Source organism: Oscillospiraceae bacterium, assembly GCA_015068525.1.
Taxonomy (GTDB): Bacteria; Bacillota; Clostridia; order UMGS1840; family HGM11507; genus SIG450.
Window position 1 is genome coordinate 62,667 of the sequence record SVKJ01000003.1, and the last position, 12,639, is coordinate 75,305.

General features: G+C 32.7%; 16 protein-coding genes. All 16 read left to right on the plus strand.

All coding sequences use genetic code 11. The features are described from left to right. The first annotated feature begins 6 nt into the window (after positions 1-6). The 16 genes from nusB to E7419_01755 are packed head-to-tail and all read left to right on the plus strand — an operon-like array spanning position 7 to position 12,466. Entirely contained in the window at positions 7-444 is a 438-nt protein-coding gene (gene nusB / locus E7419_01680; GenBank protein ID MBE7013900.1) for a transcription antitermination factor NusB, read from the plus strand. After that, complete coding sequence (locus E7419_01685; GenBank protein MBE7013901.1) at positions 441-1,634, plus strand: exodeoxyribonuclease VII large subunit; 1,194 nt, start codon at positions 441-443, stop codon at positions 1,632-1,634. Before nusB ends, E7419_01685 begins: the two co-directional genes overlap by 4 nt. Further along, positions 1,634-1,828: an exodeoxyribonuclease VII small subunit gene (gene xseB / locus E7419_01690; protein MBE7013902.1), complete on the plus strand. Its 195-nt coding sequence runs from the start codon at positions 1,634-1,636 to the stop codon at positions 1,826-1,828. The genes E7419_01685 and xseB overlap by 1 nt, the downstream gene beginning before the upstream one ends. Next, the gene (locus E7419_01695) at positions 1,828-2,700 is read left to right on the plus strand and encodes a polyprenyl synthetase family protein (GenBank protein ID MBE7013903.1); all 873 of its coding nucleotides are present in this window, start codon (positions 1,828-1,830) and stop codon (positions 2,698-2,700) included. The genes xseB and E7419_01695 overlap by 1 nt, the downstream gene beginning before the upstream one ends. A gap of 8 nt (positions 2,701-2,708) precedes the next feature. Then, a complete protein-coding gene (locus E7419_01700) occupies positions 2,709-3,158 on the plus strand; it encodes a divergent PAP2 family protein (GenBank protein MBE7013904.1) in 450 nt (149 codons plus the stop codon). A gap of 35 nt (positions 3,159-3,193) precedes the next feature. Further along, on the plus strand, positions 3,194-5,041 hold the full coding sequence (dxs, locus tag E7419_01705) for a 1-deoxy-D-xylulose-5-phosphate synthase (protein MBE7013905.1): 1,848 nt from the start codon (positions 3,194-3,196) through the stop codon (positions 5,039-5,041). Further along, on the plus strand, positions 5,038-5,838 hold the full coding sequence (locus E7419_01710; GenBank protein ID MBE7013906.1) for a TlyA family RNA methyltransferase: 801 nt from the start codon (positions 5,038-5,040) through the stop codon (positions 5,836-5,838). Before dxs ends, E7419_01710 begins: the two co-directional genes overlap by 4 nt. A 2-nt stretch (positions 5,839-5,840) precedes the next feature. Further along, positions 5,841-6,704: an NAD(+)/NADH kinase gene (locus E7419_01715; GenBank protein ID MBE7013907.1), complete on the plus strand. Its 864-nt coding sequence runs from the start codon at positions 5,841-5,843 to the stop codon at positions 6,702-6,704. After that, the gene (argR, locus tag E7419_01720; GenBank protein ID MBE7013908.1) at positions 6,701-7,156 is read left to right on the plus strand and encodes an arginine repressor; all 456 of its coding nucleotides are present in this window, start codon (positions 6,701-6,703) and stop codon (positions 7,154-7,156) included. Before E7419_01715 ends, argR begins: the two co-directional genes overlap by 4 nt. A gap of 8 nt (positions 7,157-7,164) precedes the next feature. After that, positions 7,165-8,850 (plus strand): DNA repair protein RecN, encoded by a 1,686-nt coding sequence (gene recN / locus E7419_01725; protein MBE7013909.1) that lies wholly within the window; start codon positions 7,165-7,167, stop codon positions 8,848-8,850. Next, positions 8,847-9,233 (plus strand): hypothetical protein, encoded by a 387-nt coding sequence (locus tag E7419_01730; protein ID MBE7013910.1) that lies wholly within the window; start codon positions 8,847-8,849, stop codon positions 9,231-9,233. The genes recN and E7419_01730 overlap by 4 nt, the downstream gene beginning before the upstream one ends. Before the next feature lie 3 nt (positions 9,234-9,236). Then, a complete protein-coding gene (locus E7419_01735) occupies positions 9,237-9,902 on the plus strand; it encodes a MinD/ParA family protein (protein ID MBE7013911.1) in 666 nt (221 codons plus the stop codon). Between the two features lie 11 nt (positions 9,903-9,913). Next, complete coding sequence (locus E7419_01740; protein ID MBE7013912.1) at positions 9,914-10,123, plus strand: 4Fe-4S dicluster domain-containing protein; 210 nt, start codon at positions 9,914-9,916, stop codon at positions 10,121-10,123. Between the two features lie 5 nt (positions 10,124-10,128). Next, positions 10,129-11,190 (plus strand): 3-methyl-2-oxobutanoate dehydrogenase subunit VorB, encoded by a 1,062-nt coding sequence (vorB, locus tag E7419_01745; GenBank protein MBE7013913.1) that lies wholly within the window; start codon positions 10,129-10,131, stop codon positions 11,188-11,190. Beyond that, complete coding sequence (locus tag E7419_01750) at positions 11,190-11,933, plus strand: hypothetical protein (protein MBE7013914.1); 744 nt, start codon at positions 11,190-11,192, stop codon at positions 11,931-11,933. The genes vorB and E7419_01750 overlap by 1 nt, the downstream gene beginning before the upstream one ends. Continuing rightward, the gene (locus E7419_01755) at positions 11,933-12,466 is read left to right on the plus strand and encodes a 2-oxoacid:ferredoxin oxidoreductase subunit gamma (GenBank protein MBE7013915.1); all 534 of its coding nucleotides are present in this window, start codon (positions 11,933-11,935) and stop codon (positions 12,464-12,466) included. The genes E7419_01750 and E7419_01755 overlap by 1 nt, the downstream gene beginning before the upstream one ends. Positions 12,467-12,639: the final 173 nt, after the last annotated feature.

Sequence of the window (12,639 nt, forward strand, 5' to 3'; positions counted from 1 at the left end):
GAACTAATGAAAAGGCAAGATTTAAGAAAATATGCTTTTCTTATAACATTCGGAAGATCTCTTAGTTTTGATACTCCTGAGGAAGCTTTAGGTAACTATCTTGAGTCTTTTAAAGAAGATTATGAAAAAGAAAATGGAAAGTTTTCTAAAAAAGACCTTGAGTTTATAAAAGATATAATCTTCGGAGTAAATAAAAATATAGAAACTATTGATAGTACAATTTCAAAATATGTAGAAGGGTATGAAATTACGCGAATATCTAAAGTGGCTCTTGCCGCTTTAAGAGTGAGCATCTATGAAATCTTATTTAGAGATGATATTCCGGATAAGGTTTCAGTAAACGAAGCCCTTGAAATAGTTAAACTTTATGACGACGACAGTACAAGAAAATTTGTTAACGGAGTTCTTGGCAGTCTCATAAAAGATGCGGAGAATAAAGAATGATAATCTCTGTAAGTGAACTTAATTCTCTTATAAAAGAATTTTTCGACTTAAATCCTATGTTTAACAGTGTCTATGTTAAAGGTGAAATTTCCAATTTTAAAAGGCATTCATCGGGGCACTGTTATTTCAGTTTGAAAGACGAGAAGAGTGTTATTAAAGCAGTGATGTTTAAATTTAATGCACTAAGCCTTAACTTTGAGCCTGAAAACGGAATGAAGGTTATAATAAATGCACGTCTGTCTTCTTATGAAAGAGATGGAGTTTATCAACTTTATGTTAATGAAATGCAGCCTGACGGAGTTGGTGCTTTGCATATTAAATTTGAGCAGCTTAAAGATAAACTTTCAAAAGAAGGTTTGTTTGACGAACAGTTTAAAAAGCCTTTACCTCGTTTTCCTAAAACTGTAGGGGTTGTTACGTCTAAAACCGGCGCTGCCGTTAAAGATATAATAAATGTCATAAAACGCCGTGCGAAAAATACTGATATTATAATATATCCTGCAACTGTGCAGGGGGCTGATGCTCATAAAAGCATTGTAGCAGGGATTGAATATTTTAATGAAAATAAAGTTGACGTTATGATTGTAGGGCGAGGCGGAGGCTCTATTGAGGACTTGTGGTGCTTTAATGAGGAGGAAGTTGCCCGTGTAATTTTCAAATCAAGTGTTCCGGTTGTTTCTGCTGTTGGTCACGAAACCGATTATACCATTTCTGACTTTGTGGCAGATTTAAGAGCGCCTACACCTTCTGCTGCCGCAGAACTTTGCGTTCCTCATCTTAAGGACGTAATAGGCTTTATAGAAACTTCAAGGTCAAGAATGTATTTATCATTAAATAAAAATATAGATTTATATAAAAATAAACTTGATACTTTAAAAAACAGTAATGTGTTTATATATCCAAAAAGAATGCTTGAAAGATATGAACAGAATATTGTAACACGTTCTGCTACTCTTTGCAATGCGTATGAGCGTATAATAGCAAGTAAAAAGGAAAGTTTTGTAAGAAGTATTTCTTCCCTTGACAGTCTTAGTCCTTTAAAAGTTTTAAAAAGGGGATATACTTTTGTTGAGAATAAAGAGGGAAAAGTGATTGACAGTGTTAAAAAATTAAATACTGATGACATAATTTCTCTTAAATTTGCTGATGGAAAAGCAAACTGTCAGGTTGTGTCAAAGGAGGGTAACTGATGGCATTATTTGAAGAAGATTTAAAAAAGTTAGAAGATATAGTTTCAAAATTGGAAAAAGGCGACGCACCTTTGGAAGAGTCTATTAAAATGTTTGAAGAGGGTATTAAACTTACTAAAACATTACAGAAAACTCTTGATGACGCAGAAGGTAAAATAAAGGTTGTTATGGAAAATGAGGCGGAGGATTTTTGATGGATTTTAGTCTCGAATTTGAAAGAAGAAAGAAAATAATTGAAGATTATCTTGATGGCGATATAAAAGAGGATAATTCTTCATATAAAACCCTTTTATCTGCGATGAAGTACAGTGTTAATGCAGGCGGAAAAAGAATAAGACCGATACTTATGATGAGTGTTTATGAACTGTTTAAAGGAGATTTTGAACAAATTCTTCCTTTTATGGCGGGAATTGAATATATTCATACATATTCGCTTATTCATGATGACCTTCCTGCTATGGATAATGACGATTTAAGAAGAGGAATTCCTACCTGTCATAAAAAGTACTCGGAAGCAATGGCAATCCTGGCGGGTGATGCACTTTTAAATTATGCTTACGAGAAAATGCTTGACTCCCATCTTGAATATTCGAAAGAGGCAACAAGATATATTTTAAAGTCAGCAGGGAAAGACGGAATGATTGGCGGTCAGGTTATAGATATAGAAAACGAAAATAATAAGATTTCTTTGGAACTTCTTAACGAATTACATGCTCTAAAGACAGGTGCTTTAATCCGTGCCGCCTGTGTTTCGGGAGCAATACTTGCGGGTGCAGATCAGGATACTGTTGAAAAAATAGCCGAGTTTGGAAGTCTTATCGGAATGGCGTTCCAGGTTAAAGATGATATTTTGGATAAAATAGGTAATACTAAAGATTTAGGAAAACCTGTCGGAAGTGATGAAAAGAATAATAAAACAACATATCTTAGTCATTTTGACTTAGAAGAGTGTGAAAATATAGTAACCCTTCTTACAAAAAGAGCAGAAGAAATTCTTCTCACCTTTGGAGAAAAAAGCGAATTTCTGAAGGAACTTATAAACTATCTTACTCAAAGGAATAAATAGAGGATTGTATGAATTTTATAACTGAATTTTTTTCAAATAAAATAATCAGTGCAACACTTTTAAGTTGGCTTGTTGCTCAGATACTTAAAACGATACTTGTTATTATAACAAGTAAAACTCTTGATTTTACAAGGCTTGTAGGATCAGGAGGGATGCCAAGTTCTCATTCTTCACTTGTATCAACTTTAGTAATTATGACAGCAAGAATTGAGGGAATATCAAGTACAGCATTTGCGGTAAGTTTTGCACTTGCTTTGATTGTTATGTACGATGCTGCCAATGTCAGAAAAGAAGCAGGAGAACATGCAAGAATTATCAATATCCTTATTGAAGAATGGGTTGAAAAAGAAAATCTTAAAATGGATAAAGATTTAAAAGAACTTCTTGGGCACACCCCGTTTGAAGTTATAATCGGTGCAATATTAGGTTGTCTTATAGGTGGATTTTTCCCGATATAACCGTTGTCGGTTTTTAAATAACTAAGGAGAAACTAATGATTTTAGAAAATATCTATTCATCAGAAGATGTTAAAAAACTAAATATCGACGAACTTAAAATTTTGTCGGCTGAAATAAGAGAATTCTTAATAAATTCCGTATCCAAAACGGGTGGGCATCTGGCTTCTAATTTAGGGGCAGTTGAATTAACTCTGGCAATACATAAAGTGTTCGATTTTACTAAAGATAAGATTATATTTGATGTAGGGCATCAGAGCTATGTCCACAAAATTATTACAGGCAGAAAAGATAAATTTTGCGATTTAAGAAAATATAAAGGTATAGCAGGATTTCCTAAAATAAAAGAAAGTGAATATGACTTTTTTAACAGCGGGCACAGTTCAAATTCTCTGTCAGTTGCTCTTGGTATGAAAAGAGCATCTCAGATTATGGGAATAGATAACAATGTTATTGCATTTATCGGTGACGGTTCTTTTGGCGGAGGAATGATTTATGAGGCCATAAACGATATAGGTAACGATAGCCAAAAAGATAATATAATTATTATCTTAAATGACAATGAAATGTCTATTTCTAAAAATGACAGCAGTATTTCAAAGTACCTTTCTAAATTAAGAATAAATAACTCATATATTGATGCTAAAGAAAAGGTTGAACATAGCCTTTCCAAAGTTCCTTTTGTAAAAAATGTTATTTCAACTGCAAAAAAAACTTTAAGGAAAGCAATAGCTACAAATGGAGAATTTTTTGAAAATTTAGGTATAAAATATTACGGACCTTATGACGGTCATAATATAGAAGAACTTATTGAAATTCTAAGGGTTGCAAAAAATCTTAATAAACCTGTCCTTATTCATACCGTAACAAAAAAAGGAAAAGGTTATGAACACGCTGAAAACAATCCTGAAAAATTTCATGGAATTTCTGCTTTTGATATATTAACAGGTAACCCGAAAAACAAAAAGAAAGATTATTCTTCTGTTTTTGGTGATCAACTTGTAAAACTTGCAAAAGATAACGAAAAGATTGTTGCAGTTACTGCCGCTATGCCATCAGGCACAGGGCTTATGGAATTTAAAAATGCATATCCTGACAGATTTTTTGATGTTGGTATATGTGAGGAACATGCTGTTTCGATGTGTGCAGGAATGGCGCTTTCAGGGCTGACACCTGTATTTTGTATATATTCATCATTTTTGCAAAGAGCATACGACCAGATTATAACTGATGTTTGTGCTATGAATTTGCACGTTGTTTTTGGTGTTGACAGGGCAGGCATTGTTGGAGAAGATGGAGAAACCCATCAGGGAATTTTTGATATTTCTTATCTTTCATCTATTCCTAATATGACAGTTCTTTCGCCTGCAGACTTTAATGAACTTGAAATGATGCTTGACTTTGCAGTAAATGTTCATAATGGACCGGTAGCAATAAGATATCCGAGAGGCTCTGAAGTTTCAGTTATACCTTCTTGTCCACCTTTAGAGTATAAAAAATCTTCAACTCTTCATAAAGGCGATGACCTTACAATTGTATGTGAGGGAAGAATGGTAAGTATAGCACTTAAACTTGCATCTTTGCTTATTACAGATGGTATAAAAGCAGAGGTTATAAATACACGTTTTATTAAACCAATAGACATAGAATCTATAAGGCAATCAGTTTTAAAAACTAAAAAACTTCTCGTTATAGAAGAAGGGGTTGAAAAAGGCGGTTTAGGAGAGGCTGTTTATTCTTCGCTTTGTGATATTTCTTTTTCATACCTTTCAAAATCAGTAGGCGATAAATTTGTTGAACATGGTAGTTTCAATGAACTTTTATGTGAATTAAAACTTGACGAAGAAAGTATTTATAAAGAGGTTAAAGAGGTGTTTGGTCTTTGAGTGAATTAAAGCAGAGAATTGATACTCTTTTGTTCGAAAAAGGCTTGGCTGAAAGCAGAGAAAAAGCAAAAAGTCTTATTATGGCAGGTGTTGTTTACATTGACGAGCAAAAGGTGGACAAACCTGGAACTAACGTTAGTGTGAATTCAAATATAATTGTCCGTCAGGGTGCAAAATATGTAAGCAGAGGCGGATTAAAACTTGAAAAATCAATAGAAAATTTTGATATTTCACTTTCTGATAAAGTGTGTATGGATATCGGTGCATCAACAGGTGGATTTACCGATTGTATGCTTCAGAACGGCGCAAAAAAAGTTTATTCTGTTGATGTCGGATATGGTCAACTTGCATGGAAATTAAGATGTGATGATAGAGTATGCAATTTGGAAAGAACAAATATAAGATATCTTGATAATTCACTTATTTCGGATCCTGTTGAATTTGTTTCAATTGATGTATCATTTATTTCTTTAAAACTTGTTTTGCCAAAGGTAAAGGAACTTTTAATATCAAGCGGTGATTGTGTTGCACTTATTAAACCTCAGTTTGAAGCAGGCAGGGAAAAAGTAGGCAAAAAAGGTGTAGTAAGAGATATAAATGTTCATAAAGAGGTAATTTCTAATGTCTTTTCATTTACCAGAGAATTAGGTTTTAAAGTAGTAGAACTTGATTATTCACCAATTAAAGGACCTGAAGGAAATATCGAATATTTAATGCACATAAAAAAAGAAAGCGAAATTGAATTTTCTGATAGTCTTATTGAAGATATAGTAGAAAAATCGCATACGGAGTTATAATTATGGAAATTAAAAATATCGGTCTTATTTTTAAAAACAAAGATGAATTGAATATTGATATAGTAAAGAAGATATATGATATACTTTCTCAAAATAATATCAGAGTTTTTGCCAATAAAAAGTATGAAGATTGTATTAACTTACCTCTTGAATTTGTTGGGGAAGACGATTTTTTTAAAAATTCTGACGTAATTATATCTCTTGGCGGAGACGGAACATTAATTACGGCGGCGAGAAACTGTGCTGTATATGATAAACCTGTTATGGGTATCAATCTTGGGCATCTTGGTTTTTTGTCCGAAATGGAAAAAGATGAACTTTCAGGTCTTAATAAACTTTTGTCAAACGAATATACCATTGATGAAAGAATGATGCTTAACTGCACAATAACTGATATAAACGGCAAAGTTCATAATTTTAACTGTTTAAATGATGTTATTATTTCAAGAGGTTCATATCCAAGAATGATAGATATAAATTTAAAAATAGGTAAAGAAACAGTTGAAAACTACACTGCAGACGGTCTTATAATTTCTACCTCGACAGGCTCAACTGCATACTCACTTGCCGCAGGCGGTCCTGTTGTAGAACCTGACGTTGAAGTTATAATAGCAACACCTATTTGCCCTCATTCTTTAAAGAACAGGTCGATACTATTCTCTAAAGACCGTGAACTTGAAATAACAGTCAATGAAAAATATAATAAGAAAGTTTTTGTTTCGCCTGACGGGCAGGAATCGATAGAAATAAAGGGAAGTATTATTATAAAAAAATCTCAGTATATAACAAAACTTATAAGAATAAATAATAAGAGTTTTTACTCTATTTTAAATAATAAGTTATCCGAAAGAGGTGTTAACCGATGAAACAGAAAAGGCAAATGGCAATTCTTAACTTAATTGAAAGCGAAGAAATTTCAACTCAGGAAGAACTTACCGATAAACTTAAAAAAATGGGTTTTAAAGTAACTCAGGCAACAGTTTCAAGAGATATTAAAGAACTTAAACTTATAAAGGTCCATTCGGATAAGAAAGGCAATAAATACAGTCACGTATCTAACGAAATTTCAAAAAACAATAATAACAGCAGTGCAAAACTTTATACGATTATCTCCGAAGCAGTTTCCAGTATAGATTACGCTAACAATATTGTTATAATAAGAACTTTACAGGGGATGGCACAAGGTGTTGCGTTTGCTATTGATAACCTTCAAAAAGAAGGTGTAATGGGTACAATTGCAGGTGATGACACTATAATGATTGTTACCAAAACTGAGGATAATGCAAAAAAATTAGTTTCTAAAATAAAGAATATATAGGTGCTAATATGCTTAAAAGTTTGTCAATAAGTAACGTTGCAGTTATAGAACATGCAATTATAGATTTTGAACGCGGTCTTAATATTTTAACAGGGGAAACAGGTGCCGGAAAATCTATTATAATTGATTCTTTAAATTTAATACTTGGGAACAGAGCTTCAAAGGAAATAGTAAGGTCGGGGGAAATAAATGCTAAAGTTGAAGCATTGTTTGATATTGATAAAAATATTAAAACTATACTTTCAGAGTATGGAATTGACGCTGATGATGAACTTTTAATTTCAAGAGAAGTAAATGTTGACGGGAAAAACAGTATAAGAATAAACGGGAATCTTTCTACTCTTTCAATATTAAAAGAAATCGGAAAAGAACTTATAAACATTCATGGGCAGAATGATAACCAGGATTTATTAAATCCTGATAAACATATAAAGTTACTTGATAGGTATGCAAAAAATAACGAACTTTTATCTGAATACAAAAAAGAATTTAAGGAAGCACAAAATATAAATAACAGAATAAATGAATTGACAATTGATACTTATGAAAAGGAAAGAAAGTTAAGCCTTCTTACATACGAAATGGAAACGATTGAAAATGTAGGATTAAAAGAAGGGGAATATGAAGAACTTCTTGATAAAAGAAAGAAAATAGTAAACAGTAAAAAAATCTCCGATAACCTTTCAAAAGCCTATGACCTTATTAAAAAAGGGTATAATGGGCCCTCCTGTGAAGAACTTCTTTCTGATTCTTTAAAAACAGTAGGTGAGATAACATCTTTTGATAATGAACTTTCAAAAATTTACGATAAACTTAATGATGTTTATTATAATCTTTATGATATTTCGGACAGTCTGAGGGATTATATGTCTTCGTTTATGTTCGATGAAAGAGAGATTGAAGAAATAGAAAAAAGAATAGACGAAATAAATGATTTAAGGCGTAGATTTGGCGCTGACTATCAGTCAATAATTAGTTATTATGAAAAAATAACTAAGGAAGTTCAAGAAATAAATCTTACAGACGAAAATCTTAAAAAATTAAATGAGGAACTTACTTTAAAGAAAAAAAATCTTGCCGACCTTTCTTCTAAACTTACATCTAAAAGAACTGTTGCAGGTAAAAAACTTGAGAAAGAAGTTATGATGCACCTTGCTGAACTTAATATGAAAAATTCGGTTTTTGAAGTTAAGATTACAAAAGAAGATAAATTTGCAAAAGACGGAGTAGATAAAGTAGAATTTTTAATAAGTGCAAATGTCGGTATGGAAGCGGGGAAACTTGCAAAAATTGCATCAGGCGGAGAACTTTCAAGAGTAATGCTTGGAATTAACTGCGCACTTCTTGATACTTTTTCGGTTCCGACAATGATTTATGACGAAATTGATACAGGTGTAAGTGGAAGAGCAGCACAAAAAATAGCAGAAAAACTTTACTTTGTTTCTAAAAACCATCAGGTGCTTTGCGTAACCCATCTTGCTCAGATTGCCTCAATGGCAGACGCTCATTACTTAATTGAAAAAAATGTTATAGATAATTCAACTAAAACCAAAGTTATAAAAATGAATGAAAATGAAAAAGTAAATGAAATTGCACGAATTATAGGCGGAGCAAAAATAACTGATAATACAATTCTTAGTGCAAAGGATATGATTGTGCAGTCTTGTAAATATAAACACGGAGAGAAAATATGACAAGTGTTGGTTATGTTATAGATGTAAAAGGTAATATGGCAAAGGTCAGGTTTTTAAGAGAATCAGCTTGTGGTGGTAATTGCTCTTCATGTGCAGGATGTGCGACAAAACCTATAGAAAAGTGGATTGAAAACACTTTGAATGTTAATTGCGGAGATAAGGTAACAGTCAAGACAAGCAGTAATAAAATTCTTTTTTCTGCCTTTATGTTATATATTTTTCCTCTTATTTTGTTTTTTGTGTTTTATATTATTTTTAATATATTTTTAAGTGAAGTTATAAGTCTTGTTACAGGTGTTTTAGCGTTTTTTCTATCGTTTATCATAGCAAAAAAATACGGTAACAAACTTAAAATAGAATATGAAATGGAAAGGCTGGCTTGATTAGTGGACAGAATTACAATATTTGTCGGTCATTACGGAAGCGGTAAAACGGAAGTTGCTGTAAACTATGCAATAAAATTAAAAGAAGAAGGTAACGATGTTATAATAGTTGACTTAGATATCGTTAATGCATATTACAGAACAAAAGATAATGAAGAAATGTTAAATAAAATGGGGATAGAGGTAATTTCTCCATCGTACGCTAATACGAATGTTGATATTCCGTCTTTACCTCCTGATATTTTAAAAGTTTTTGCAAATAAAGATAAAAAAATTGTATTTGATGTTGGTGGCGATGATGCAGGTGCAATTGCTTTAGGACGATTTTTTAGTTATTTTTCACAAGAAAATTACCAAATGTACTCTGTAATAAATACTAAACGACCATTGACGGATAACAAAGAAGATATTATAATAATGATAAGGGACATAAATTTAAATTCCCGATTGCAAATAAAAGGCCTTATCAATAACACCAATTTATCTTATGAAACGAATATTGATGATATATTAAAAGGTGAAGGTATTGTTAAGGATGTATGCGAAGAATTAAATCTGCCTTTTATTTTTACATCTCTTCTTTCGGAGAATGTATCAGAATATAAGAAAAAGTCTGACAGTAAGTTGTTTCCTATAAAGAAATATCTTAACTTGCCATGGCAAATTTAGGAGGTAAAAAAATGGCAAAAATTATTATCAATGAAGAATTGTGTAAAGGCTGTGGACTTTGCACAACGGCATGCCCTAAAAATTTATTGGTGCTGTCGAAAGATAAACTTAACAGTAAAGGTTATCACCCTGCAATGATGACGGATGAGTCAAAATGTATTTCTTGTGCATTTTGTGCTACGATGTGTCCTGATGTTGTAATTGAGGTCAGAAAGGATTGATTATAATGGAAAAAGTACTTATGAAAGGTAACGAAGCGATTGCTGAAGCTGCTATGAGAGCAGGTTGCAGGCATTTCTACGGATACCCTATAACACCTCAGACAGAGGTTTCTGCTTATATGGCAAAAAATATGCCTAAAGTGGGCGGACTATTTATGCAGGCAGAAAGTGAAATCGCTGCTATAAATATGGTTTATGGTTCTGCATCAGCAGGTGTACGTGCCATGACATCTTCATCAAGCCCGGGTATCAGTTTAAAAGCCGAAGGTATTTCCTATATGGCAGGTGCTGACTTACCATGTGTAATATTAAATATTGTAAGAGGAGGTCCCGGACTTGGTGGTATTCAGCCTGCACAGTCTGACTATTTCCAGGCAACTAAAGGTCTTGCTCACGGTGACTTTAATCTTGTTGTTCTTGCTCCGTCTTCAATTCAGGAATGTGTTGACTTGACTATGGAAGCATTTGACATAGCCGACCAGTACAGAATGCCTGTTATGATTATGGGTGACGGTATGCTTGGTCAGATGATGGAACCTGTTTCTTTCGGAGAATACAAAGGAAGAAATCTACCCCAAAAAACATGGGCAACAAATGGTACAGGTTTAAAGAGAAAACATAATGTTATTAATTCACTTTACATAGACCCTGATACATTGGAAAAAACAGTTATTGACAGGGATAAAATGTATAATGAAATTAAAAAGACCGAAGTAAAGTATGAAACCTATAATATTGAAGACGCAGATATTATTATGGTTGCTTACGGTACAATAGGAAGAATTGTTAAAAATGCTATTAATAAAGCAAGAGAAGAAGGCATAAAAGTCGGGCTTATAAGACCTATAACATTATGGCCATTCCCTGAAGAAATAATAAATAAAACAGCTGATACTGCTAAAGCATTCATTTCAGTTGAAATGAGTACAGGTCAGATGGTAGAAGATGTTAAACTTGCGGTTAACGGAAAAGCAAAAGTTGACTTTTACGGAAGAACCGGAGGGGTTATTCCACTTCCTGATGAAATTTTAGCAAAAATTAAAGAAGTTTGGGGAGGTATAAAATAATGAGCGTAGTATTTAAAAAACCAAATGCCCTTACGGACGTTCCTTTTCATTATTGTCCGGGCTGTACTCACGGTATAGTTCACAGACTTGTTGCAGAAGTAATTGATGAATTAGGTATAGAAGGTAAAACTATAGGTATTGCACCTGTTGGATGTTCTGTTTTCGCATATAATTATTTTAATTGCGATATGGTTGAAGCGGCTCACGGCAGAGCGCCTGCAGTTGCTACAGGTGTTAAAAGAGCAAACCCTGATAATATTGTGTTTACATATCAGGGTGACGGTGACCTTGCTGCTATCGGTACAGCAGAAACTGTTCATGCAGCAGGAAGAAGCGAAAATATAACAATAATATTTATAAATAATGCAATTTACGGTATGACAGGCGGTCAGATGGCTCCTACATCACTTGTTGAACAGATAACACAAACAACACCATACGGAAGAAAACCTGAAACTCAGGGTTATCCGATTAAAGTTTGTGAAATGTTATCAACACTTGACGGAACAACTTATGCCGAAAGAGTTGCTGTTAATAATGTTAAAAACATCAGAAATGCTAAAAAGGCAATAAAAAAAGCATTTGAAAATCAGATTAACAAAAAAGGATTTTCAATTGTTGAAGTTTTATCAACCTGTCCTACAAACTGGGGACTTTCTCCTGAGGAAGCACTAAAATGGGTTGAAGAAAAAATGATGCCTGTTTATCCTCTTGGTGTATATAAAGATAGGGAGGATGTGTAATTATGAATCATGAAATTATTATTGCAGGATTTGGTGGTCAGGGTGTTCTTTTTGCAGGTAAATTGTTAGTATATACAGGAATGATTTTTGATAAAGCAGTATCCTGGTTACCTTCTTACGGACCTGAAATGAGAGGCGGAACATGTAACTGCCACATTATACTAAATGATACATCGGTTGGTTCTCCTTATGTTGTTAATCCAACTGAAGCAATTATACTTAATAAACCGTCTTTTGAAAAATTTGAAGCAAGTATCCTGCCGGGCGGTAAATTATTCTATGATAGTTCCTTGTGTGATAATGAACATAAAAGAGATGATATAGAATATATTGGTATCCCTGCAACAACAATGGCTTATGATATGAATGCATCGAAACTTGCAAATATGATTATTACAGGTAAAGTTTTAAAAGAAACAGGAATGTTTAATTTAGAAGATGTATTTACAGCACTATCAAAACTTATTCCGCCAAAAAGAGCAGAGATGTTAGAAATTAACAAAAAAGCAATAGAAAACGGATTCAATTATTAAAACAAAAAGACCAAAGTTTACTTAAATATGTGAACTTTGGTCTTTTTTAGTGTAATATATACATAAAAAAATATACATTTAGTGTTTTTTTATAAAAAATTCATAAAAAAATTATAATATTTCTTGAATTTCTATATATGATATGATAAAATAATCTTATAAAAATATATATA

What these genes read in the sequence shown, in the direction of transcription:
- nusB (MBE7013900.1), top strand. Translation starts at nt 7, where the DNA reads ATGAAAAGGCAAGATTTAAGAAAATATGCTTTTCTTATAACATTCGGA.
- E7419_01685 (MBE7013901.1), top strand. Translation starts at nt 441, where the DNA reads ATGATAATCTCTGTAAGTGAACTTAATTCTCTTATAAAAGAATTTTTC.
- xseB (MBE7013902.1), top strand. Translation starts at nt 1,634, where the DNA reads ATGGCATTATTTGAAGAAGATTTAAAAAAGTTAGAAGATATAGTTTCA.
- E7419_01695 (MBE7013903.1), top strand. Translation starts at nt 1,828, where the DNA reads ATGGATTTTAGTCTCGAATTTGAAAGAAGAAAGAAAATAATTGAAGAT.
- E7419_01700 (MBE7013904.1), top strand. Translation starts at nt 2,709, where the DNA reads ATGAATTTTATAACTGAATTTTTTTCAAATAAAATAATCAGTGCAACA.
- dxs (MBE7013905.1), top strand. Translation starts at nt 3,194, where the DNA reads ATGATTTTAGAAAATATCTATTCATCAGAAGATGTTAAAAAACTAAAT.
- E7419_01715 (MBE7013907.1), top strand. Translation starts at nt 5,841, where the DNA reads ATGGAAATTAAAAATATCGGTCTTATTTTTAAAAACAAAGATGAATTG.
- argR (MBE7013908.1), top strand. Translation starts at nt 6,701, where the DNA reads ATGAAACAGAAAAGGCAAATGGCAATTCTTAACTTAATTGAAAGCGAA.
- recN (MBE7013909.1), top strand. Translation starts at nt 7,165, where the DNA reads ATGCTTAAAAGTTTGTCAATAAGTAACGTTGCAGTTATAGAACATGCA.
- E7419_01730 (MBE7013910.1), top strand. Translation starts at nt 8,847, where the DNA reads ATGACAAGTGTTGGTTATGTTATAGATGTAAAAGGTAATATGGCAAAG.
- E7419_01740 (MBE7013912.1), top strand. Translation starts at nt 9,914, where the DNA reads ATGGCAAAAATTATTATCAATGAAGAATTGTGTAAAGGCTGTGGACTT.
- vorB (MBE7013913.1), top strand. Translation starts at nt 10,129, where the DNA reads ATGGAAAAAGTACTTATGAAAGGTAACGAAGCGATTGCTGAAGCTGCT.
- E7419_01750 (MBE7013914.1), top strand. Translation starts at nt 11,190, where the DNA reads ATGAGCGTAGTATTTAAAAAACCAAATGCCCTTACGGACGTTCCTTTT.